Raw genomic sequence first — 20,835 nt, 5'->3', positions numbered from 1 at the left:
AACTGTGGGAGCTGGCTTGCCTGCGATAGCGGTATCAACTGCACCACCGCTATCGCAGGCAAGCCAGCTCCCACATTTTCAACCGCGTTTCGTCAGTGGTTTAGTCGAAGGTAATGCCCTGCGCCAGCGGCAACTCCAGCGAGTAGTTCACGGTGTTGGTCTGGCGACGCATGTACCCGCGCCACGCGTCCGAACCCGATTCGCGCCCGCCGCCGGTTTCTTTCTCGCCACCAAACGCGCCGCCGATTTCCGCGCCGCTCGGGCCGATGTTGACGTTGGCGATGCCGCAGTCGCTGCCCACCGCCGACATGAACTGCTCGGCCTCGCGCACGTCCGTGGTGAAGATGCACGACGACAAGCCTTGCGGCACGGCGTTGTTCAGGCGCAGGGCTTCGTTGAAGTCGCTGTAGCCGATCACGTACAGGATCGGCGCGAAGGTTTCGGTGCACACCACGTCGCTTTGCTCAGGCATTTCTACAATCGCGGGCGACACGTAATAGGCATTCGGGAATTTGTCTTCCAGCTGGCGCTTGCCGCCGAACACCTTGCCGCCTTCGCTCAGGGCCTGTTCCAGCGCGTCCTGCATGTTGTCGAAGCCGTGCTTGTCGATCAGCGGGCCGATCAGGTTGCCTTCCAGCGGGTGGCCGATGCGCACTTTGGAATAGGCGGCCTTGAGGCGGGTGACGATCTCTTCCTTCACCGACTCATGGGCAATCAGGCGGCGCAAGGTGGTGCAGCGCTGCCCGGCGGTGCCGACGGCGCTGAACAGGATGGCACGCACGGCCATGTCCAGGTCGGCGCTTGGGCCGAGGATCATCGCGTTGTTACCGCCCAGCTCAAGGATGCTGCGGGCGAAACGCGCGGCGACTTTCGGCGCCACTTCACGGCCCATGCGGGTGCTGCCGGTGGCGCTGATCAACGCGACGCGCGGGTCGTCCACCAGCGCAGCGCCGGCGTCGCGGCCGCCGATGATCACTTGGCTGAGGTACTGCGGGGCGCCGTCGAATTTTTTCAGTACACGCTCGAACAGCGCCTGGCACGCCAGCGCCGTCAGCGGCGTTTTTTCCGAAGGCTTCCAGATCACCGCGTTGCCGCACACCAGCGCCAGCGCGGTATTCCACGCCCATACGGCCACCGGGAAGTTGAACGCGCTGATCACGCCGACCACACCCAGCGGGTGCCAGGTTTCACGCATGTGGTGGCCTGGGCGCTCGGAGGCGATCGTCAAGCCGTACAGCTGACGTGACAGGCCGACGGCAAAATCGCAGATGTCGATCATTTCCTGCACTTCACCGAGGCCTTCCTGGGTGATCTTGCCGGCTTCCCACGACACCAGCTCGCCGAGATCGGCCTTGTATTCGCGCAGCACGTCGCCGAACTGGCGCACCAGCTCGCCACGGCGCGGCGCCGGCACTTTGCGCCAGGCCTCGAATGCATGCTCGGCGCGACTGACCTGTTGCTCCACCTCGGCGGCGCCTTCCCAGTGCACGCTGCCGATACGGCTGCCATCAATCGGCGAATGCACAGGTTGTTTACCCGACTGGTACAGCGCCGGGTTTACCCCGAGACGATCAAGCAATGCGGCAACCATGGGTCACTCCTTCAATCTCAAACACAAAATTCGCGCCGCCACAGGCACGGCGATCCAGACCTTATTTGTAGCTGGCCCAAGACTTGCCAACAAACGACGTTTAGGCGAGATATCATTCCGTTTATTCATGCAAAGCCTAAAAAGAGGCACGCCGTGCTGAACAAAAGACATTTGCCCTCGATCACCGCCCTGCAGTGTTTCGAAGCCGCTACCCGCCACCTGAGCTTCACCCGCGCTGCCGAGGAGCTGAACCTCACGCAGAGTGCAGTGAGCAAGCAAGTGGCGCAGCTTGAAGAACTGCTGCAACACCTGTTGTTTCGCCGGGTGCGCCGCCGCTTGCAGATGACACCGGCCGGGGATTTGTACTTGGTGGAAGTGCGAAAAATCCTCACCCAAGTGGAGATGTCCACCCATTACCTGCGTTCCTACGGCGGCGAGACCGAAGTACTGCGCGTCTCCACGCCCTACACCTTCGGCGCGCGCTGGCTGGTGCCGCGCCTCAAGGGCTGGCGGCTGCGTCACCCGCAGATCCACCTGGACCTGTGCAACGAACAGGAGCCGGACGAACTGCTGCAAGGCAAAGCCGACATGGCCTTCTACTTCGGCCAGGGCTCACGGCCCGGCACCGAGAGTCTGAAGCTGTTCAGCGAAGAGCTGGTGCCGGTGTGCGCGCCCGAAAGCCTGCCCGCCAAGCCGTTCGCCGACCCCACGCAACTGAGCAACCTGGTGCTGCTGCAAAACGCCTCGCGCCCACAGGGCTGGCACGACTGGTTCGCCAGTCAGGGTTACCAGACCGAGCACAGCTACCACGGGCCGCGCTTCGACACCTTTTATATGTGCATTCGTGCGGCGCAGGTGGGCTGTGGGGTGGCGCTGTTACCGCGCTTTTTGGTGGAAGAAGAATTGGCGGACGGCAAATTGGTGATCCCCTGGCAGCATGCAATGCCGAGCCAGGATGCTTATTACCTGGCTTACCCCGAGCATTCGGCGGAGGTGCCGAAGGTGAAGGAGTTTGTGAAATGGATGATGGAACAGGTGATTTAGCGCCTGGAATACCGCCATCGCAGGCAAGCCAGCTCCCACCTTTGGCATGCATTTCACCTGTGGGAGCTGGCTTGCCTGCGATGAGGCCGGTGGCTGCACTGAAAAAATCACTGGCAAACCACCCCTCGCCTATGCGCCACTAGCGCCATTCCTTAATTGTGCGTAAAGGCCGGCGCCCATCGCCGACCCGTCTGGAGATTCCCGTTATGAGCGAGAGTGTGTTTGCCGATCGCATCGTGCAGAACTTGCTCGACACCGACTTCTACAAGCTGACCATGATGCAGGCGGTGCTGCACAACTACCCGAACGTGGAAGTTGAATGGGAGTTTCGTTGCCGCAACAGCGAAGACCTGCGCCCGTACCTGGCGGAAATCCGCTACCAGATCGAGCGCCTCGCCGAGCTGAGCCTGAGCCCTGACCAGCTGGGTTTCCTTGAGCGCATCAGCTTCATGAAGCCGGATTTCCTGCGTTTCCTGGGCCTGTTCCGCTTCAACCTGCGCTACGTGCAGACCGGCATCGAAAACGGTGAGTTATTCATCCGCCTGCGCGGCCCGTGGTTGCATGTGATTCTGTTTGAAGTGCCAATGCTGGCCATCGTCAGCGAAGTGCGTAACCGCTACCGCTACCAGACCGTGATTCTCGAACAGGCCCGTGAGCAGCTGTACCGCAAGTTCGACTGGCTGACGGCCAATGCCGGCAGCGACGAATTGTCCGAGCTGCAAGTGGCGGATTTCGGCACGCGTCGGCGCTTCTCGTACCGCGTGCAGGAAGAAGTGGTCAGCGTACTCAAACACGACTTCCCCGGCCGTTTCGTCGGCACCAGCAACGTGCACCTGGCCCGCGAATTCGGCATGAAGCCGCTCGGCACCATGGCCCACGAATGGATCATGGCCCACCAGCAACTCGGGCCGCGCCTGATCGACAGCCAGATCGCCGCCCTCGATTGCTGGGTCCGCGAATACCGCGGCCTGCTGGGTATTGCCCTGACCGATTGCATCACCACCGACGCATTCCTCGGCGATTTCGACTTGTACTTCGCCAAGCTGTTCGACGGCCTGCGCCACGACTCCGGCGACCCGGTGCAGTGGGCCGAAAAAGCCATCGCTCATTACCACAAGCTCGGCATTGAGCCGATGAGCAAGACCCTGGTGTTCTCCGACAGCCTGACGCTGCCCAAGGCGCTGGAGATTTTCCGCGCGTTGCGTGGTCGCATTAATGTGAGCTTCGGCATCGGCACCAACCTGACCTGCGACATCCCGGGTGTTGAGCCGATGAGCATCGTGCTTAAAATGACCGCCTGCAATGGCCAGCCCGTCGCGAAGATTTCCGATGAAGCGGGCAAGACCCACTGCACCGACCCGAATTTTGTCGCCTATTTGCGTCATGTTTTCAAAGTACCTGCCCTATCCAGCAAGGAGTGAATCATGCAAGCCGTACAGCGTGAGATTGCGCAGCAGCTCAAGGTCCAGGCGCCGTTCAACGACCAGGCCGCCCTTGAAGCCGAAGTTGCCCGCCGCGTGGCGTTTATCCAGGATTGCCTGCGCAATTCCGGGCTCAAGACATTGGTGCTCGGCATCAGCGGCGGCGTCGACTCCCTGACCGCAGGCCTGCTGGCCCAGCGCGCAATGAAAGAACTGCGCGAAAGCACCGGCGACCAGGCTTACCGCTTTATCGCCGTGCGCCTGCCCTACGAAACCCAGTTCGACGAAATCGATGCCACGGCCTCGGTGGACTTTATCGAGCCGGACGAACGCCACACCGTGAACATCGGACCGGCGGTGAAAGCCCTGGCCAATGAAGTGGCGGCCTTTGAAGGCAAGGCGGCGGTGTCCCGCGATTTCGTGCTGGGCAACACCAAGGCGCGCATGCGCATGGTTGCGCAATACACCATCGCCGGCGCGGCCGGTGGGTTGGTGATTGGTACCGACCATGCGGCGGAAGCGGTGATGGGCTTTTTCACCAAGTTCGGTGATGGCGCGTGCGACCTGGCGCCGTTGAGCGGGTTGGTGAAAAACCAGGTGCGTGCGATTGCCCGGCATTTTGGTGCGCCGGAATCGCTGGTGGAGAAAGTGCCGACCGCCGATCTTGAAGACCTGTCGCCGGGCAAGCCGGACGAAGCGTCACATGGCGTGACCTACGCCGAGATTGATGCGTTCCTGCACGGTGAGCCAGTGCGTGAGGAAGCGTTCAAGATTATCTGCGATACCTACCGCAAGACTGAGCATAAGCGGGTCATGCCATTCGCGCCGTGAGGTAGACCGCTATCGCGGGCAAGCCCGCTCCCACATTTTGATTTGTGAATACATTCAAGTGTGGGAGCTGGCTTGCCTGCGATGAACGATAACGCGGCCTTACTTGACGACCACAGTGCCTTTCATCATCGAAATGTGGCCCGGGAACGAGCAGAAGAACGCGTAATCAGTCCCGGCTGCCAGCTTCGACACATCAAACGTCACCGAATCCTTCTCGCCGGCACCAATGATCTTGGTGTGAGCGATGATGCGGGTGTCGCCATCTTTCAGGTAGTTCTTGTCGATACCGGCAGCCATGCCGTCGCTGGCGATGCCCGGCATGTCGGCGGCGGAGCTCAGTACCCAGTTATGGCCCATCACGTTTTTCGGCAAGCTGCCGGAGTGGGTCAATTCCACAGTGAAGGTTTTGCAGCTTTTGTCGATTTCGATGGCCTTGGTGTTGAAGGACATCTGGTCAGTGGAGTCGACGGTGACCTTGCACTCTGCGGCAAGCAACTGGCCGCTCGCCAGAGTCAGCAGGGAAACAGCAACGAGTTTGGCAAACATGTGAATCTCCAAGGCAGGGTTTAAAAAACGCGGATTGCGACTAGGGTGCCTCAATCGGGCAGACATTCTTATGATCTGAATCAACAGATTGTATACAACTTTAGGCTATCAGCGTGATCAACACAATCTACCAGCCAAACCTGCGGCGCCCGCCTATGATCGGTCCATCAACCACCGGAGCTTGCACCATGCACCTCAACCAATTGTTCAACGGCCTTCTGGCCGCTTACGCCTGCGGTAAGTGAAGGCCAAGCGCGCTGCTAAGCTGCTACCATGGCAGCCCAAGGCAGCTGCGCGCCGCCACCCTCACCTTCGACCCTAGAGGATCGCCCATGGCCAAACCTAATTACTCCTTCGCCAAACGTCAGAGAGACTTGGCCAAGGAGCAGAAGAAAGAGGAAAAACTGCAACGCAAGAAAGCCGCTGCAGAAGAAGAGGCCAATGGGCTGAACGCCGATGTCGATGCTGAAGAAACGAACGACGAGACCGAAACACCAAAAGATCCTGCTGAATAGCCGATCGATCATGTGGGAGCCGGGCTCGCCCGCGATGCAGGCGACTCGGTGTATCAGTCAAATCGAGCAAGCGGCCATCGCAGGCAAGCCAGCTCCCACACAAGCCAACCCGCAAGCCTCTACTCCAGCGGCATCACCGTCACCCGCACCTCCGGGTCGTGGCTTCCTCCCCCCAGAATCACCCCGCGCAATGGCGACACATCCGAGAAATCCCGGCCCCAGGCCAGGGTGATGTGCTCCAGGGCCGGCTGCACATTGTTCGTCGGATCGAAATCCACCCAGCCTGACACCGGGCAATACACCGACACCCACGCATGGGACGCATCGGCGCCGATCAGCCGTGGCTGGCCGGGCGGTGGCTGGGTCAGCAGGTAGCCGCTGATGTAGCGCGCGGCCAGCCCGCGTGAGCGCAGGCAGGCGAGCATCAGGTGGGCGAAGTCCTGGCACACGCCACGCCGGCGCTCCAGCACTTCCACCAGCGGCGTAGCGACCTGGGTGGCTTCGGCATCGAAGGTGAATTCGGTGAAGATCTTTTCCATCAAGGCCTGCACGCCCAGCAGCAACGGCTCGCCGGGAGGAAAGCAACTTTCGGAAAATTCCACGAAGGTGTTCTTCAGGTGCACGTAGGGCGATTCGAAACGATAACGGCAGGCCTCCAGCATTTCAGGCGACAACGCCTGGCTGCTGTAGCTCAGGCTGGCGCCGGTCTGATCCCAGGGCGGCGACTGGTTGAAGTCCGGCACAGGCCGCGCCAGCACTTCCACGGTCAAGCCGGCATTCACCAATAATTCATCGTGAGGACGCTCGAACGCCAGCCGCGTGATGGGGTTGCCAAACACGTCCAGCTCATCGCGGCGCGAGGTCGGCTCGGGGCTGATATCCAACTGTTGCGAACTGCAACGTTGCCAGGCGCACGGCCGTGGCCACAAATGCGCCAGTTGCTGGGCCAGGGACACCGGGCTGTCGTAGTGGTAGTGGGTATCGTGGAAAATCTGGTAGCGCGCACTCATCACACCGACACCGTTTGCTGGCTGACATCATCCACATGGGCAAAGTGGCGCAACGCGAGGCGGTCCGACACTTGCCCACTCTCATCGGCCACCGCTTGCAGCAGGTCGGCCAGGCCATCCAGCGCGGCACGCACGCTGGACTCGCCAAACAGCGGGTTCTCCAGGCAACCCAAATCAAAACGCGAGAGGCGCTCCACCAAAGGCGCCAGGCCGGTTTCGCGAGGCACGCCAAAATCGTCGTTGAGACGGCGCAGCGTGCGGCTCACCAATTTCAACTGGAACAACACCGCGTGAGGGTTCTGCTCGTCCAGCAGCAACAGGTCGAGCACCGGAATCAACTGCGGCACCGCCAGGTAGCGCGAGCGGTAGGTAATGCTGCTGTTGCCCAGCTCCAGCAGCCACTCGAGCCCCGCCTGATCGAACACGGCCACGCCACGCAGGAAAGCCGCCAGGCTGCTGCTGAGAAACTGCAGACGCTCGATGCGTCGGCCCATCATCAAGAAGCGCCAGCCTTCATCGCGGGTCATGTCGTCCAGCGCAAAACCGGACAGCGCCGCCAGCGACATCACCAAACGGTTGAGGAAATCCAGCAGTTCGCCAAAATCCGGTGCCTCGCTTTCCAGCTCCAACGCTTCACGCTGCAGCTCAACCAGCGCCTGCCAGTTTTCCCGGGACAGCTTGCCGCGCACCTGAGACGCCGCCCACTGCAAGCGCTGCAGGTTGGCGCGCAGGCTCGACGGCCAGTCGTCACCGAGCAAGGCGGCGAGCAGGCGCTCAGGCAGCTCGCCCTCCTCCGGCAGCAGCCGCAGGTTCTCGCCCAATTCCACTGCCGCCTGCAAGGCCTGCGGATCGTCACCGTCCACATAACGCGCCAGCACGATGCGAAGCCAGCGCGCACTGTCATCGCAACGCTCGCAATAACGCCCGAACCAGAACAGGTTTTCCACCACACGGGAAGGCAGATAAGGGTCGCGGCGCACCAGATCGTGAGCGCCAATGGCACGCTGGGCACGCCAATGTTCGCCGCCAATGGCACGCTCGCCGAGTACCCAGGTGTCCTTGCTCGCGCCACCGCGCTGCATCGACACCACTTCGGCATCGGCCTCTGCGGCGACCCGAGTCAGCCCGCCAGGCAAGACACGATAGCCTTCATCGCTGGCCACGGCGTACACGCGCATGCCGATGGCGCGGTGCTGCAGGTGGTCATCCACGGTGTGCCACACCGGCGCCTGGGACAACTGCGCCAACTCCTGAGCGACGTAGGCGTAAGGCCGCGCGCGCATGCGTTCAGCCAGGGCCTGGCGCTGTTCGTCATTCAAATCGCGGCCAAACACCGGGGTAAAACTTTGCGACGGAAAGGCCGGTTTGATCAGCAGCTCCGGCAGCTTCTCCAGCGCTTCGGCGAGTACCGGAGCCTCACCGCACCACCAGGTGGCGATGGACGGCAGGATCAGTTCTTCGCCAAACAGAAACTCGTTGATCTTCGGCAGAAAGCCGAGCAACCCCGGCGACTCCAGCACACCGCTGCCCAAGGCATTCGCCACCAGCACGTTGCCCTGACGCACGGCGTCGAGCAGGCCCGGCACGCCCAGGGCCGAGTCGGTGCGCAGCTCCAGCGGGTCGCAGAAGTCGTCGTCCAGGCGCCGCATGATCGCGTGCACCCGGCGCAGGCCGCTGAGGGTTTTCAGGAACACGGTGCTGTCGCGTACCGTCAGGTCACCACCTTCCACCAGCGGGTAACCGAGCTGTCGTGCGAGGTAGAGGTGTTCGAAATAGCTTTCGTTGAATCGGCCGGGCGTGAGCAGCACGATCAGCGGCGGTTGATCATCACCGGGGGCCTGGCGGGCCAGGGTTTCCTGCAAGGTGCGGAAAAAACCGGTGAGGTGCTGCACCTGCAAGTCGCGGTACAGGTCCGGAAATGCGCGGGACACGATGGTGCGGTTTTCCAGCGCATAGCCTGCGCCCGACGGCGCCTGAGTTCGGTCGGCAGTGACCCACCAGCGGCCATCCGGCGTGCGCGCCAGGTCCACGGCATACAGGTGCAAAAACGCACCGTCGGGCGGCTGGATGCCCTGGCATGGCCACAGGAAATTGTTGTGCCCGAACACCAGCTCGGCGGGCAGCAGGCCTTCCTTGATCAGGCGCTGCGGGCCATACAGGTCAGCCAGCACCGCATTGAGCAATCGCGCACGTTGGGCAATGCCGGCCGACAGGTGCTGCCACTCTTCGGCGGCCAGCACGTGAGGCAGCAAATCCAGCTCCCACGGGCGGTCGGCGCCCTTGGGGTCGGCGTAGACGTTGTAAGTCACGCCGTTTTCCTGGATCTGCCGCGTCAGCAATGCCTGACGCTGGGCCAATTGCGCCGGGGTGCTGCGTTGCAGGTGATCAAGCAGGCGCTGCCAATGGGCGCGCACCGCGCCACTGTCATCCAGCAGTTCGTGATAAGTGCCCGCAGTCAGCGGGTAACGGTCGAGCAAGTCGGACATGGAACGCTCGGCAGGGGCAAGGGGGCTCAGTTTAAATCAAATTCACTGCAATCCAGTGTGGGAGCTGGCTTGCCTGCGATAGCGGTGGTTCAGTCGGTATTTCTGGTGACTGATACACCGCTATCGCAGGCAAGCCAGCTCCCACAGTTGAATGCGTTCATTCCTTATTGTTGGGGAAACGCCGCAGATCCAGGGTCATGGGCAGCTCATCGTTAATCACCAAAGCAGGTACCGGAAGTTTGCCGGGGGTATGCCCCAACCGGAAAAACCGCGCCATGCGCCGGCTCTCGGCTTCATTGGCATTCACCGGCAAACTGTCGTAATTGCGCCCGCCGGGGTGGGCGACGTGGTACTGGCAGCCGCCCAGCGAGCGCTGCATCCAGGTATCGAGCACGTCAAACACCAGCGGCGCATGCACCGGGATGGTCGGCTGCAGGCAGTTGGCCGGTTGCCAGGCGCGATAGCGCACGCCCGCCACAAACTCGCCGACGCGCCCGGTGGCGTGCAGCGGCACCGGAATGCCGTTGCAGGTCAGCAGATAGCGCTGCGGCGCCAGCCCGGTGAGCTTGACTTGCAGCCGTTCCAGGGACGAATCCACATAGCGCACCGTGCCCCCCGCCGCGCCCTCCTCGCCCAGGACGTGCCACGGCTCCAGGGCCTGGCGCAGCTCCAGCTCGATACCGCTGACGGCGTAGTCGCCGACCTTGGGGAAACGGAATTCCAGGTGTGCGGCAAACCACTCGGCGCGCAACGGGTAGCCGGCGGCGTTCAGTTCGACGATCACATCGGCAAAATCCTGCTCAATAAAATGCGGCAACAGAAACCGGTCATGCAGTTCAGTGCCCCAACGCGCCAGTTTCGGCGGCGCATAGGGCTCGCGCCAGAAGCGCGCGACCAGCGCGCGCAACAGCAACTGCTGGGTCAGGCTCATGCGCGCATGGGGCGGCATTTCAAAGGCGCGCAGCTCCAGCAGACCCAGGCGGCCGGTGGCGCCATCCGGCGAGTAGAGTTTGTCGATGCAAAATTCGGCGCGGTGGGTGTTGCCCGTCACGTCAATCAGCAGGTTGCGCAGGAGGCGGTCGACCAACCAAGGCGGGCAGTCTTCGCCGGGGGCGGGCATTTGTGCGAAAGCAATTTCCAGCTCGTACAGCGCATCGTTGCGCGCCTCGTCCACCCGTGGCGCCTGGGACGTCGGGCCGATAAACAGGCCGGAAAACAAATACGACAAAGACGGGTGGTTATGCCAGTAGCTGATCAAACTGCGCAGCAAATCCGGGCGACGCAGAAACGGCGAGTCCTTGGGCGTCGCGCCGCCGAGCACAAAATGGTTACCGCCGCCGGTGCCGGTGTGGCGGCCGTCGATCATGAACTTTTCAGTGGTCAGGCGGGTTTGCCGCGCCTCTTCATAGAGAAATTCGGTGCGCTCCACCAACTCATCCCAAGTGGCGGACGGCTGCACGTTAACCTCGATCACACCCGGGTCCGGCGTGACGCGAAAGTTGCTCAGACGCGTGTCCGCCGGCGGCTCATAGCCTTCCAGCAGCACCGGGCAATGCAGCTCCTCGGCGGTGGCTTCGATGGCCGCCACCAGTTCCAGATAATCCTCGACGCGCTCCAGCGGCGGCATGAACAGGTACAGCCGCCCTTCCCGCGCTTCGGCACACAAGGCCGTGCGGGTCAGCCAGTCAGCGGATTGATCCACCTTTGGCACACGCTCATCGCTCGGCGCGGCGTCGGCGTGATTATGCAGTTGCGCCGCCGTCGGCAACTCGGGTTGATCCTGATTGGGATCAACCGGATGCACGAACGGGTACTCCGCCGCCGTGACCCACGGCTGCGACGCCAACGGCAGGCGATAGCCCAGCGGCGAATCACCCGGCACCAAGCGGCAATGGTTGTCACGCAGGTACCAGCGCCCGCTCTGCCAGCGATTATTGGCGGCGGTGCGCGCCAGCGGCAGCACCTGACCGATGACTTTATCCAGGCCCTGGCTGAACACTTTGCGCAGGCGCTCGCGCTCAAGCTCGTCGCTCAGGCGCGGGTCTTTGGCGGTCACGTTTTGCGGCAGCGCGCCTTCGCGCCACAGGTAGTAGAAGTTGTCTTCGAAAGCCGGGAACACGAAGCGCGCCGGCAACTTGAGGCGCTCGGCAACGCTGGCCAGAAAGCGCCCGGCCAGCACGCCGTCGGCGCCGTAATCCTGCTGCTCATCGGCGATCAACGCGCTGTTGTGCCAGATCGGCACACCGTCGCGGCGCCAGTAGCAGTTGAGCGACCAGCGCGGCAGTTGTTCGCCGGGGTACCACTTGCCCTGGCCGAAATGCACCAGGCCCTGGGGCGCGTAGTGCTGGCGCATGCGCTGGAACAGCTCGGCGGACAGGCGGCGTTTGTCCGGCCCCAGGGCCGCGGTGTTCCACTCCGCGCCGTCGGGGTCGTCGATAGAGACGAAAGTCGGTTCACCGCCCATGGTCAGGCGCACGTCGTGCTTGAGCAGGTCGCCGTCGATCTGCCGGCCAAGGGCCTGGATCGCCAGCCACTGTTCCTCGGTGTAGGGTTTGGTGACGCGCGGCGCTTCCCAAATCCGCTCCACCGACATTTCGTGGGTGAATTCACACTCGCAGGGTTCCACCAGGCCACTAATCGGCGCGGCAGAAGAAGGATCGGGACTACACGCCAATGGGATATGCCCTTCACCGGCGAACAGTCCCGAGGTGGCATCCAGCCCGATCCAGCCGGCACCGGGCAAATACACCTCGCACCAGGCGTGCAGGTCGGTGAAATCCACGTCGGTGCCGGACGGGCCGTCGAGGGCTTTGACATCGGCGGTCAACTGAATCAGGTAGCCGGACACAAACCGCGCCGCCAGCCCGAGGTTGCGCAGCAGTTGCACCAGCAGCCACGCCGAATCCCGGCACGAGCCGGAGGCGTTTTCCAGGGTGAATTCCGGGGTTTGCACGCCCGGCTCCATGCGGATCAGGTAAGCGATATCGGCGGCCAGGCGTTGGTTGAGGCCGACCAGAAAATCCACCGCCGGCAAGGGTGTACGGTCGATACCGGCCAAATAGGTGGCAAATTTTGGCGTCAGCGGCAAGGTTTCCAGGTACGGCGCCAGCTCGCGCCTTTCATCGGCGGCGTAGCTGAAGGGGATTTTTTCGGCGTAGGGCTCCAGGAAGAAATCGAACGGGTTGAATACCGCCATCTCGGCGACCAGGTCGACTTCGATGCGCAGCTCGTCAGTCTTTTCCGGAAACACCAACCGCGCCAGGTAATTGCCCTGGGGGTCTTGCTGCCAATTGATGAAATGCTGCTCGGGCAGCACGTTGAGGGCGTAGGACAAAATCCGCGTGCGGCTGTGGGCCGCCGGGCGCAAACGCACGATCTGTGGGCCGAGTTCGACAGCGCGGTCATAGCGGTAATGCGTAACGTGGTGCAACGCGACATGAATCGACACGGCGGCCTCCTGCAAGCCAGGGCATGGAAACAAAGCGCGCAAGACTTATGCCAGAGCGGCCGTCATTGCGCTTTATCGTAAGACCCGGTGCAGTACAGCACCAAAACGGCGCCCACGCGGGGGCCATGGTGCGAGGCTTGCACATATTTGTGGCGAAGGTGTGAGAGGTGGGTGGTGAATCTACCCAATCAGCGAGCTTTCGCAGCCTCACGCAGGTGGCGCACCTCAAGCAGCTTTTGACGCATTTCGCGGTGGCGCCGGCTGTTGAGCAGCAACAGCGCCAGCAGCGGCAACAACAGGCTCAAGCCATACAACAGAACATGCGGCCGGTACGCGATAGTCGGCAGTACCGCCAGAACGCACAGCCCCAACAGGGTTGCCAGCGGCCATACCCAGTGCGGGCGCCCCCGCGCGATCATGAAGTTGCAGTGCACCACGACCCAGGCCAGTGCCAGGCCGCCCAGGAAGGAATACTTGGCGTTGTCCGCCAGCGGAAGGTGGGGGAAATAACTGTCGAACACCAGTGGAACAGCCAGCACCAGCGTAAACACTGCCGCAAAGATCGCACCCATGAACACCGGGAAATACTGCGAGAGAAAATGGCGAATGCCGGGCATCTCATTCATTACTCGATCTCCTCATACAGGCCGACGGCGATGGTGCGCACATTTCCCGAAACGGCGCTGCCGGTTAAACCGATGGCGGCGCCCAGGGCATCCTTGATCTGGGTCACCGTCGCGTGCTTGACCTGGGCCGGGGTGAAACGTTTGGTGGCCTCGCCGGACAACTGTTTCAACTTGAGCATTTTCGAGGTCATGCGCGGGTCCTTGATGCTGAGCAATTCCTTGGTCAGCTTGGCGCGCTCCTGACGGTTCAGGCCCTTGAGCACTTCCCGCACACTTTTGCCGGTGGCGGCCTGGTTCATGCGTACCAGTTTCAGTGTGGTCAATGACGATGCTCCGACGCCGACCAGCGAGGCGGCATCCAGCGCGGCCATGGTGTACTGGTACCACTGGGCGCTGTCGAGTTCGTCGTTTTTGGCGGGGTTGCTGACTTCATTGACTGTGCGATAACCGCTGGCGACGCACTGCAGCGTGCTCGCCGTGGCGGCCGTGTAGCCGATCGCGGCCACCACGCTGCTGGCTCCAGCGGTGAACGGCACAGCCACGGAACCACTGAGCACCACGATCCAACCAATCACCGCACCGGCGCAAGACAGCGTGGTATTGACGGCTTCGCCCACCAGTCGCGATTCGCGGGGGTTGTCTTGCACCTGCTGTGCAAACTGCGCCGGGGCGATGTATTTCTGGGCCTCGCGCAGGATGACGCGTTTGGGCGCAATGCTGCAGATGGGCTGGAATTCGCGCAGGGTGATGACGTTGAAATCGGCGTCGATATACACCACGCCCGCGCCGACGATGGCGGGGTCGGCGTCGATAGCCGCGAACAGACGCGGCAGGTTGATCTGGCTTTCGATGCGCTGGCGCGCCATGAACTGGGAGCGGCTGGTGTCCATGCCGATGTTGAGCAGGGGGTTGCTCATGGGTGTTCTTCCTTGAAATAGGCGGTGGCCACATTGGCCTCATCGCAGGCAAGCCAGCTTCCACATTGATTTGTGAATACATTCAAATGTGGGAGCTGGCTTGCCTGCGATAGCGATCTAATGGGCGCCACCTTAACAAACAGGCTATCCACCGGCTAGAAAGCAAAACGCCAGCACGAGGCTGGCGTTTTGCATATTCAGATTGCGATCAACGCGGCACCACCGGCTTGCGCGCAGGCTTGCCGCCCTTGCCCTTGGCCGCATCGCTGCGTTCCTTGGCGGCCTGCTTGTTGCGGGCCTGGGCCGCGGCCTTGGCTTGCTCACGCTTGTCCCACGGGTTGCTGCCGTCACTGCCGCGCGGTGGCAAGCCGGTGTGCTGGGTGAGGATCCGCGTGGTTTCCTTGGCAACCTTGTGGCTGCCGGCCGGCGTCGAGTTTTTGCGACGGGCGCTCTGGTAGCTGTCGGTGCTTGGCTGGTGCAGCGGAATCAACTGCTCCTTGCCCGGCCCGATCAGGTCGGCGCGGCCCATGCGGGTCAGCGCTTCACGCAGCATTGGCCAGCCTTTCGGGTCGTGGTAACGCAGGAACGCCTTGTGCAGGCGGCGCTGCTCTTCGCTCTTGACGATAGTCACCGCGTCGCTCTTGTAGGTGACCTTGCGCAGCGGGTTCTTGCCCGAGTGGTACATCGCGGTGGCGGTGGCCATCGGCGACGGGTAGAACGCCTGTACCTGGTCGGCGCGGAAGTCATTGCGCTTGAGCCACAGGGCCAGGTTCATCATGTCTTCATCGGTGGTGCCGGGGTGGGCGGCGATGAAGTACGGGATCAGGTACTGCTCCTTGCCCGCTTCCTTGGTGTACTTCTCGAACATGCGCTTGAACTTGTCATAGCTGCCGATGCCCGGTTTCATCATCTGGTTGAGCGGACCTTCTTCGGTGTGTTCCGGAGCGATCTTCAGGTAGCCACCGACGTGATGGGTCACCAGCTCTTTCACGTACTCCGGCGACTCCACGGCGAGGTCGTAGCGCAGGCCGGAGGCGATCAGAATCTTCTTCACACCCGGCAACGCACGAGCGCTGCGGTACAGCTGGATCAACGACGAGTGGTCAGTGTTCAGGTTCGGGCAGATGCCGGGGAACACGCACGATGGCTTGCGGCACGCGGATTCGATTTCCGGGCTCTTGCAGGCGATGCGGTACATGTTAGCGGTCGGGCCGCCGAGGTCGGAGATCACGCCGGTGAAGCCCGGGACCTTGTCGCGGATCTCTTCGATTTCGCGAATGATCGACTCTTCGGAACGGTTCTGGATGATGCGACCTTCGTGCTCGGTGATCGAGCAGAAGGTGCAGCCGCCAAAGCAACCACGCATGATGTTCACCGAGAAACGGATCATGTCGTAGGCCGGAATCTTTTCCTTGCCGTAAGCCGGATGCGGAATACGTGCGTAAGGCATGCCGAACACGTAGTCCATTTCTTCGGTGGTCATCGGAATGGGCGGCGGGTTGAACCACACGTCCACTTCGCCGTGCTTCTGCACCAGGGCGCGGGCGTTGCCGGGGTTGGTTTCCAGGTGCAACACGCGGTTGGCGTGGGCGTATAGCACCGCGTCATTGCGTACTTTTTCCACCGATGGCAGGCGAATCACGGTTTTGTCGCGGGTCATCTTCGGGCTGGCCAGGATCTGCACGACCTTGGGCTCTTCCGGGTCTTCAACCGGACCCTTTTCCTGCTCGATGGCGCAGGCCTGGGTGTCCTGGGTGTTCACGTACGGGTTGATGATCTTGTCGATCTTGCCCGGACGGTCGATACGCGTGGAGTCCACTTCGTACCAGCCCACCGGCGTGTCACGGCGAATGAACGCGGTGCCGCGCACGTCGGTGATGTCTTCGATCTTGTGGCCCCACGACAGGCGCTGGGCAACCTCGACAATCGCGCGCTCGGCGTTGCCGTACAACAGGATGTCGGCGGTAGCGTCGATCAGGATCGAGTTGCGCACACGGTCCTGCCAGTAGTCATAGTGGGCGATACGGCGCAGGGAGGCTTCGATGCCGCCGAGCACGATCGGCACGTTCTTGTAGGCTTCCTTGCAACGCTGGCTGTACACCAGGCTCGCGCGGTCCGGGCGTTTGCCGGCCATGCCGCCAGGGGTGTAGGCGTCGTCGGAACGGATTTTCTTGTCGGCGGTGTAGCGGTTGATCATCGAGTCCATGTTGCCGGCCGCGACGCCGAAGAACAGGTTCGGCTCGCCGAGCTTCATGAAATCGTCTTTGGACTGCCAGTTCGGCTGGGCGATGATCCCGACGCGAAAGCCCTGGGACTCCAGCAGCCGGCCGATGATCGCCATGCCGAACGATGGATGGTCAACGTAGGCATCACCGGTGACGATGATGATGTCGCAGGAATCCCAGCCAAGCTGATCCATCTCCTCCCTGCTCATGGGCAGGAATGGCGCTGGACCGAAACATTCGGCCCAGTACTTGGGATAGTCAAATAACGGCTTGGCTGTTTGCATGACGGTGACCGGTGTTGAGATGAAAAATCGCGGGCGCGGAATATAGCACAAATTTTGACCAATTCCGACGGCAGCAGTCGGAATTGTGGAGAAGCCATCGCGGGCAAGCCCGCTCCCACACTTGTTGGTATTTGCAATCCAATGTGGGAGCGGGCTTGCCCGCGATGAGGCCCTTACAGGCGCAGGAGCACTACTCGTCGTCGTCGAAGTTATAGCTGCCCGGCGCGAGGTTCTCGAAGCGGGTGTACTTGCCGATGAACGCCAGGCGGATAAAGCCGATCGGGCCGTTCCGCTGCTTGCCGATGATGATCTCGGCAATGCCTTTGTGTTCGGTCTCGGGGTGATACACCTCGTCGCGGTACACAAACATGATCACGTCGGCGTCCTGCTCGATCGCACCCGATTCCCGCAAGTCGGAGTTCACCGGACGCTTGTTGGGACGTTGTTCCAGGGAACGGTTGAGCTGGGACAATGCCACCACCGGGCAGTTGAATTCCTTGGCCAGGGCCTTGAGGGACCGGGAAATCTCGGAAATCTCGTTGGTGCGGTTGTCGCCACTGGAGCCCGGGATCTGCATCAACTGCAGGTAGTCGATCATGATCAGCGCGATGTCCCCATGCTCGCGCACCAGGCGACGGGTGCGCGCACGCATCTCGGAAGGGCTGATGCCCGCCGTGTCATCAATGAACAGCTTGCGGTCGTTGAGCAGGTTGACCGCCGAGGTCAGGCGCGGCCAGTCGTCATCTTCCAGTTGGCCGGAACGTACCTTGGTCTGGTCGATACGGCCCAGGGACGACAGCATCCGCATGATCAGCGATTCACCTGGCATCTCCAGGGAGTACACCAACACGGCCTTGTCGCTGCGCAACACGGCGTTTTCCACCAGGTTCATCGCAAACGTGGTTTTACCCATGGATGGACGGCCGGCGACGATGATCAAGTCGGCCGGTTGCAGGCCACTGGTTTTCTCGTCGAGGTCGGTGTAGCCGGTGGAAATACCGGTGATGGCCGCATCGGTGTTGAACAGCGTGTCGATGCGATCGATGGCCTTGGTCAACAGCTCGTTGACACCCACCGGGCCGCCGGTTTTCGGGCGGGCTTCGGCGATCTGGAAGATCTGGCGCTCGGCTTCGTCGAGGATTTCTTCGGCGGTGCGGCCCTCGGGGTTGAAGGCACTGTCGGCGATCTCGGTGCTGATGCCGATCAGTTGGCGCAGCGTGGCCCGCTGGCGGACGATCTGGGCATAGGCCTTGATGTTGGCGACGGACGGCGTGTTTTTCGCCAGTTCACCCAGGTAGCCGAGGCCGCCGACCTGGGAGGTCTGGCCTTCCTTGTCCAGTTGCTCGGCCAGGGTCACCACGTCGATCGGCGAGTTCTGGTCGGCCAGCTTGGCGATGGCGCGGAAGATCAGACGGTGGTCATGGCGATAGAAATCACCGTCCGAGACTTGATCCAGCACACGTTCCCAGGCGTTGTTGTCCAGCATCAAACCACCGAGCACGGCCTGTTCGGCCTCGATGGAATGCGGCGGCACCTTCAGGGCAGCGGTTTGCAGATCGTATTGCTCGGGAGCTGAAATATCGTTCATGGCCACTTGGAATTTGGGGTTTGTAGAAAAACAAAAGGCACGACCTGTAAACAGGATCGTGCCCGATGTTAACCGCCTGGCACGCGAGGTGCCAGTCAGTTAGGTGCGGCTTAAGCTGCTACCACGACAACGCGTACGGTGGCTTCAACTTCGGCGTGCAGGTGCACGGCTACGTCGAATTCGCCTACGTTGCGGATGGTGCCGTTCGGCAGACGAACTTCGCTCTTCTGCACTTCAACGCCGGAGGCGGTCAGTGCATCAGCGATGTCGTGGGTGCCGATCGAACCGAACAGCTTGCCTTCGTCACCGGCGGTGGCAGTGATAGTCACTTCCAGCTCAGCCAGTTGGGCAGCGCGAGTTTCGGCCGACGCTTTTTTGTCTGCTGCGGCTTTTTCCAGCTCAGCGCGACGCTCTTCAAACGCAGCCAGGTTGGCAGCGGTTGCAGCGGTGGCTTTGCCGTATGGCAGCAGGTAGTTACGACCGTAACCGGCCTTAACGTTCACTTTGTCGCCCAGGTTGCCCAGGTTGGCGACTTTTTCCAGAAGGATCAGTTGCATGTGAAAATCCTCTAACTTTTAACCTTCACCGTTCGCGTTATCGGCATCTTTCGATGCCAGACGACCGCGAAAATCAATCAGGCCGTCGACAATGGCCAAAACCACGAGTAACGGATAGATCAGCTGCATGAACAGCAACAGCGTCACGTACAACCCCACCAGCCAGAACCTGGCCAGGCGCTTTCGCGCAACCAGCCCGTGAATCAGGGCCAGCCCGGCAAACACCAGCGGTACGCTGCAAATCGGCGCCAGCAAGGCCATCTGTGGACCGAAGTTCGGCCCGACAACCATGCACGCCAGCAGCAACATCGCCGGCCCCGCAGGGATTCTGACTTCGCGAAACTCGCGACCAAAACCACCCGGGTTGTACAACAACGCCTGCCAATAACGCCCGAGAATCAGGCTCAGCACGCTGACGACCTGCAACAACGCCGCTATCAGGCCGGTCAGGACCGGGGCAATCAGTGACGCAAACCGCGCTCGCTCATCTACCGACAATTGCTGGTAGAGATCCCCGAGGGCCATCGGCAGGATCTTGACGATCTCTTGCGACAGCGCCTCGATTTGCGGGCGGAAAGCCGCGCCAAGCATCACTGAGTACACCAACCCCAATGCCACGCTGACCAGCAGCGTGCGGACCCAGGACTCACTTGCGCGTAAAACCAACGCAAGGCCCGACGACCCCAGCAGTACCAGAAGTACCCGTGGATCACCGAATTGCAGCCACCAGATCAAGGCCGGCAACAATCCCAGGGCAAGAACGCCAAGGGCGTCCTTCAAACCGCGCCGCAGCAGCACAAGGCAACCGGCGGCAGCACCCAACCAATAAAGCAACGGCAATGCCGCACATCCAGCCACTACCAGAGTGGCCTGCACGCGACCGCGCATGATGAACTCAGCTAAGGCGCGCATGCATTCAATCCCTTACTACTTGTCGACTGCCCGGTCTCAGCGGCCGTGGCTGTCGGTGTAGGCCAGCAGGGCCAGGAAGCGGGCGCGCTTGATAGCGGTGGCCAGCTGACGCTGATAACGTGCTTTGGTACCGGTGATACGGCTTGGAACGATTTTGCCGGTCTCGGATACGTAGGCTTTCAGAGTGTTGAGATCTTTGTAATCGATCTCTTTCACGTCTTCAGCGGTGAAGCGGCAGAATTTACGACGACGGAAGAAACGTGCCATTTGATAGGCTCCTTAAAAGGTCCGTGGATTACTCGTCAGCGTTATCGCTGTTGTCGCTGTCATCACTATCAACGCTATCAGCGCCTTCGTGCTCAGGACGGTCGCGACGCTCACGGCGCTCACTGCGGTTTTCTTCAGCCTTGAGCATCTCGGATTGGCCGGTAACGGCTTCTTCGCGACGGATGACCAGGTTACGGATCACAGCATCGTTGTAGCGGAAGTTGTCTTCCAGCTCGGCCAGGGCCTTGCCAGTGCACTCAACGTTCAGCATCACGTAGTGAGCCTTGTGAACATTGTTGATTGCGTAGGCCAGTTGACGACGGCCCCAATCTTCCAGACGGTGGATTTTGCCGCCGTCTTCTTCGATCAGCTTGGTGTAACGCTCAACCATGCCGCCGACTTGCTCGCTTTGATCCGGGTGGACCAAAAAGATGATTTCGTAATGACGCATGAATGCTCCTTACGGGTTGTAGCCTGCCGCTCAAAAACGGTCAGACAAGGAGTGAATGACACTTATGGATCTTGCCGCAGGGAGGCACATCAGTGCCTGCCAGGAAGGCAAGGGGC

Annotated in this window: 17 protein-coding genes; 4 read left to right on the top strand and 13 right to left on the bottom strand. The window is 61.5% G+C overall.

The window, feature by feature from the left end:
• Positions 1–100: 100 nt before the first annotated feature.
• A complete protein-coding gene (amaB, locus tag ATI14_RS09925) occupies positions 101–1,591 on the bottom strand; it encodes an L-piperidine-6-carboxylate dehydrogenase (RefSeq protein WP_016972581.1) in 1,491 nt (496 codons plus the stop codon).
• A gap of 153 nt (positions 1,592–1,744) precedes the next feature.
• Here amaB and ATI14_RS09920 point away from each other — a divergent pair, with 153 nt between their 5' ends.
• The 3 genes from ATI14_RS09920 (at position 1,745) to nadE (ending at position 4,887) form a co-directional block, all read left to right on the top strand.
• Positions 1,745–2,635, top strand: a complete 891-nt coding sequence (locus ATI14_RS09920; RefSeq protein ID WP_016972582.1) for a LysR family transcriptional regulator — start codon at positions 1,745–1,747, stop codon at positions 2,633–2,635.
• A gap of 206 nt (positions 2,636–2,841) precedes the next feature.
• On the top strand, positions 2,842–4,056 hold the full coding sequence (gene pncB / locus ATI14_RS09915) for a nicotinate phosphoribosyltransferase (protein WP_017254324.1): 1,215 nt from the start codon (positions 2,842–2,844) through the stop codon (positions 4,054–4,056).
• Between the two features lie 3 nt (positions 4,057–4,059).
• Entirely contained in the window at positions 4,060–4,887 is an 828-nt protein-coding gene (nadE, locus tag ATI14_RS09910) for an ammonia-dependent NAD(+) synthetase (protein ID WP_016972584.1), read from the top strand.
• A 99-nt stretch (positions 4,888–4,986) separates the two neighbouring features.
• On the opposite strand, the gene azu is transcribed toward nadE, so the two are convergent.
• Positions 4,987–5,433 carry an azurin gene (azu, locus tag ATI14_RS09905; RefSeq protein WP_016972585.1) on the bottom strand — a complete coding sequence of 149 codons (447 nt, stop codon included), beginning with the start codon at positions 5,431–5,433 and terminating at the stop codon, positions 4,987–4,989.
• Between the two features lie 332 nt (positions 5,434–5,765).
• Here azu and ATI14_RS09900 point away from each other — a divergent pair, with 332 nt between their 5' ends.
• Positions 5,766–5,948 (top strand): hypothetical protein, encoded by a 183-nt coding sequence (locus ATI14_RS09900; protein ID WP_016972586.1) that lies wholly within the window; start codon positions 5,766–5,768, stop codon positions 5,946–5,948.
• A 119-nt stretch (positions 5,949–6,067) separates the two neighbouring features.
• Here ATI14_RS09900 and ATI14_RS09895 read toward each other — a convergent pair whose 3' ends face one another.
• From ATI14_RS09895 to rpsF, 11 genes are all read right to left on the bottom strand, one after another.
• Positions 6,068–6,958 (bottom strand): transglutaminase family protein, encoded by an 891-nt coding sequence (locus ATI14_RS09895; RefSeq protein ID WP_016972587.1) that lies wholly within the window; start codon positions 6,956–6,958, stop codon positions 6,068–6,070.
• Positions 6,958–9,444 carry a circularly permuted type 2 ATP-grasp protein gene (locus tag ATI14_RS09890; RefSeq protein ID WP_016972588.1) on the bottom strand — a complete coding sequence of 829 codons (2,487 nt, stop codon included), beginning with the start codon at positions 9,442–9,444 and terminating at the stop codon, positions 6,958–6,960. Before ATI14_RS09890 ends, ATI14_RS09895 begins: the two co-directional genes overlap by 1 nt.
• Before the next feature lie 157 nt (positions 9,445–9,601).
• On the bottom strand, positions 9,602–12,892 hold the full coding sequence (locus tag ATI14_RS09885; protein WP_080520636.1) for a transglutaminase family protein: 3,291 nt from the start codon (positions 12,890–12,892) through the stop codon (positions 9,602–9,604).
• Positions 12,893–13,080: 188 nt separating this feature from the next.
• The gene (locus ATI14_RS09880) at positions 13,081–13,518 is read right to left on the bottom strand and encodes a hypothetical protein (RefSeq protein WP_016972590.1); all 438 of its coding nucleotides are present in this window, start codon (positions 13,516–13,518) and stop codon (positions 13,081–13,083) included.
• Positions 13,518–14,435 (bottom strand): Ssp4 family T6SS effector, encoded by a 918-nt coding sequence (gene ssp4, locus ATI14_RS09875; RefSeq protein ID WP_016972591.1) that lies wholly within the window; start codon positions 14,433–14,435, stop codon positions 13,518–13,520. Before ssp4 ends, ATI14_RS09880 begins: the two co-directional genes overlap by 1 nt.
• 208 nt (positions 14,436–14,643) lie before the next feature.
• Positions 14,644–16,944 carry a YgiQ family radical SAM protein gene (locus tag ATI14_RS09870; RefSeq protein ID WP_016972592.1) on the bottom strand — a complete coding sequence of 767 codons (2,301 nt, stop codon included), beginning with the start codon at positions 16,942–16,944 and terminating at the stop codon, positions 14,644–14,646.
• Positions 16,945–17,134: 190 nt separating this feature from the next.
• Positions 17,135–18,532 carry a replicative DNA helicase gene (gene dnaB, locus ATI14_RS09865; protein WP_016972593.1) on the bottom strand — a complete coding sequence of 466 codons (1,398 nt, stop codon included), beginning with the start codon at positions 18,530–18,532 and terminating at the stop codon, positions 17,135–17,137.
• A gap of 110 nt (positions 18,533–18,642) precedes the next feature.
• The gene (gene rplI / locus ATI14_RS09860; RefSeq protein WP_003171376.1) at positions 18,643–19,089 is read right to left on the bottom strand and encodes a 50S ribosomal protein L9; all 447 of its coding nucleotides are present in this window, start codon (positions 19,087–19,089) and stop codon (positions 18,643–18,645) included.
• Positions 19,090–19,107: 18 nt separating this feature from the next.
• A complete protein-coding gene (locus ATI14_RS09855; protein ID WP_016972594.1) occupies positions 19,108–20,001 on the bottom strand; it encodes a YybS family protein in 894 nt (297 codons plus the stop codon).
• 36 nt (positions 20,002–20,037) lie between these two features.
• Positions 20,038–20,268: a 30S ribosomal protein S18 gene (gene rpsR / locus ATI14_RS09850; RefSeq protein ID WP_002551829.1), complete on the bottom strand. Its 231-nt coding sequence runs from the start codon at positions 20,266–20,268 to the stop codon at positions 20,038–20,040.
• A gap of 28 nt (positions 20,269–20,296) precedes the next feature.
• A complete protein-coding gene (gene rpsF / locus ATI14_RS09845; protein WP_010563335.1) occupies positions 20,297–20,719 on the bottom strand; it encodes a 30S ribosomal protein S6 in 423 nt (140 codons plus the stop codon).
• Positions 20,720–20,835 lie beyond the last annotated feature (116 nt).

This window comes from Pseudomonas tolaasii NCPPB 2192, from assembly GCF_002813445.1.
Lineage (GTDB): Bacteria > Pseudomonadota > Gammaproteobacteria > Pseudomonadales > Pseudomonadaceae > Aquipseudomonas > Aquipseudomonas tolaasii.
This window is presented reverse-complemented; position numbering and strand designations above follow the sequence as displayed.

What these genes read in the sequence shown, in the direction of transcription:
- ATI14_RS09870 (WP_016972592.1), bottom strand. Translation starts at nt 16,944, where the DNA reads ATGCAAACAGCCAAGCCGTTATTTGACTATCCCAAGTACTGGGCCGAA.
- pncB (WP_017254324.1), top strand. Translation starts at nt 2,842, where the DNA reads ATGAGCGAGAGTGTGTTTGCCGATCGCATCGTGCAGAACTTGCTCGAC.
- ATI14_RS09900 (WP_016972586.1), top strand. Translation starts at nt 5,766, where the DNA reads ATGGCCAAACCTAATTACTCCTTCGCCAAACGTCAGAGAGACTTGGCC.
- rpsF (WP_010563335.1), bottom strand. Translation starts at nt 20,719, where the DNA reads ATGCGTCATTACGAAATCATCTTTTTGGTCCACCCGGATCAAAGCGAG.
- dnaB (WP_016972593.1), bottom strand. Translation starts at nt 18,532, where the DNA reads ATGAACGATATTTCAGCTCCCGAGCAATACGATCTGCAAACCGCTGCC.
- ATI14_RS09855 (WP_016972594.1), bottom strand. Translation starts at nt 20,001, where the DNA reads ATGCGCGCCTTAGCTGAGTTCATCATGCGCGGTCGCGTGCAGGCCACT.
- rplI (WP_003171376.1), bottom strand. Translation starts at nt 19,089, where the DNA reads ATGCAACTGATCCTTCTGGAAAAAGTCGCCAACCTGGGCAACCTGGGC.
- nadE (WP_016972584.1), top strand. Translation starts at nt 4,060, where the DNA reads ATGCAAGCCGTACAGCGTGAGATTGCGCAGCAGCTCAAGGTCCAGGCG.
- ATI14_RS09880 (WP_016972590.1), bottom strand. Translation starts at nt 13,518, where the DNA reads ATGAATGAGATGCCCGGCATTCGCCATTTTCTCTCGCAGTATTTCCCG.
- azu (WP_016972585.1), bottom strand. Translation starts at nt 5,433, where the DNA reads ATGTTTGCCAAACTCGTTGCTGTTTCCCTGCTGACTCTGGCGAGCGGC.
- ATI14_RS09890 (WP_016972588.1), bottom strand. Translation starts at nt 9,444, where the DNA reads ATGTCCGACTTGCTCGACCGTTACCCGCTGACTGCGGGCACTTATCAC.
- rpsR (WP_002551829.1), bottom strand. Translation starts at nt 20,268, where the DNA reads ATGGCACGTTTCTTCCGTCGTCGTAAATTCTGCCGCTTCACCGCTGAA.
- amaB (WP_016972581.1), bottom strand. Translation starts at nt 1,591, where the DNA reads ATGGTTGCCGCATTGCTTGATCGTCTCGGGGTAAACCCGGCGCTGTAC.
- ATI14_RS09895 (WP_016972587.1), bottom strand. Translation starts at nt 6,958, where the DNA reads ATGAGTGCGCGCTACCAGATTTTCCACGATACCCACTACCACTACGAC.
- ssp4 (WP_016972591.1), bottom strand. Translation starts at nt 14,435, where the DNA reads ATGAGCAACCCCCTGCTCAACATCGGCATGGACACCAGCCGCTCCCAG.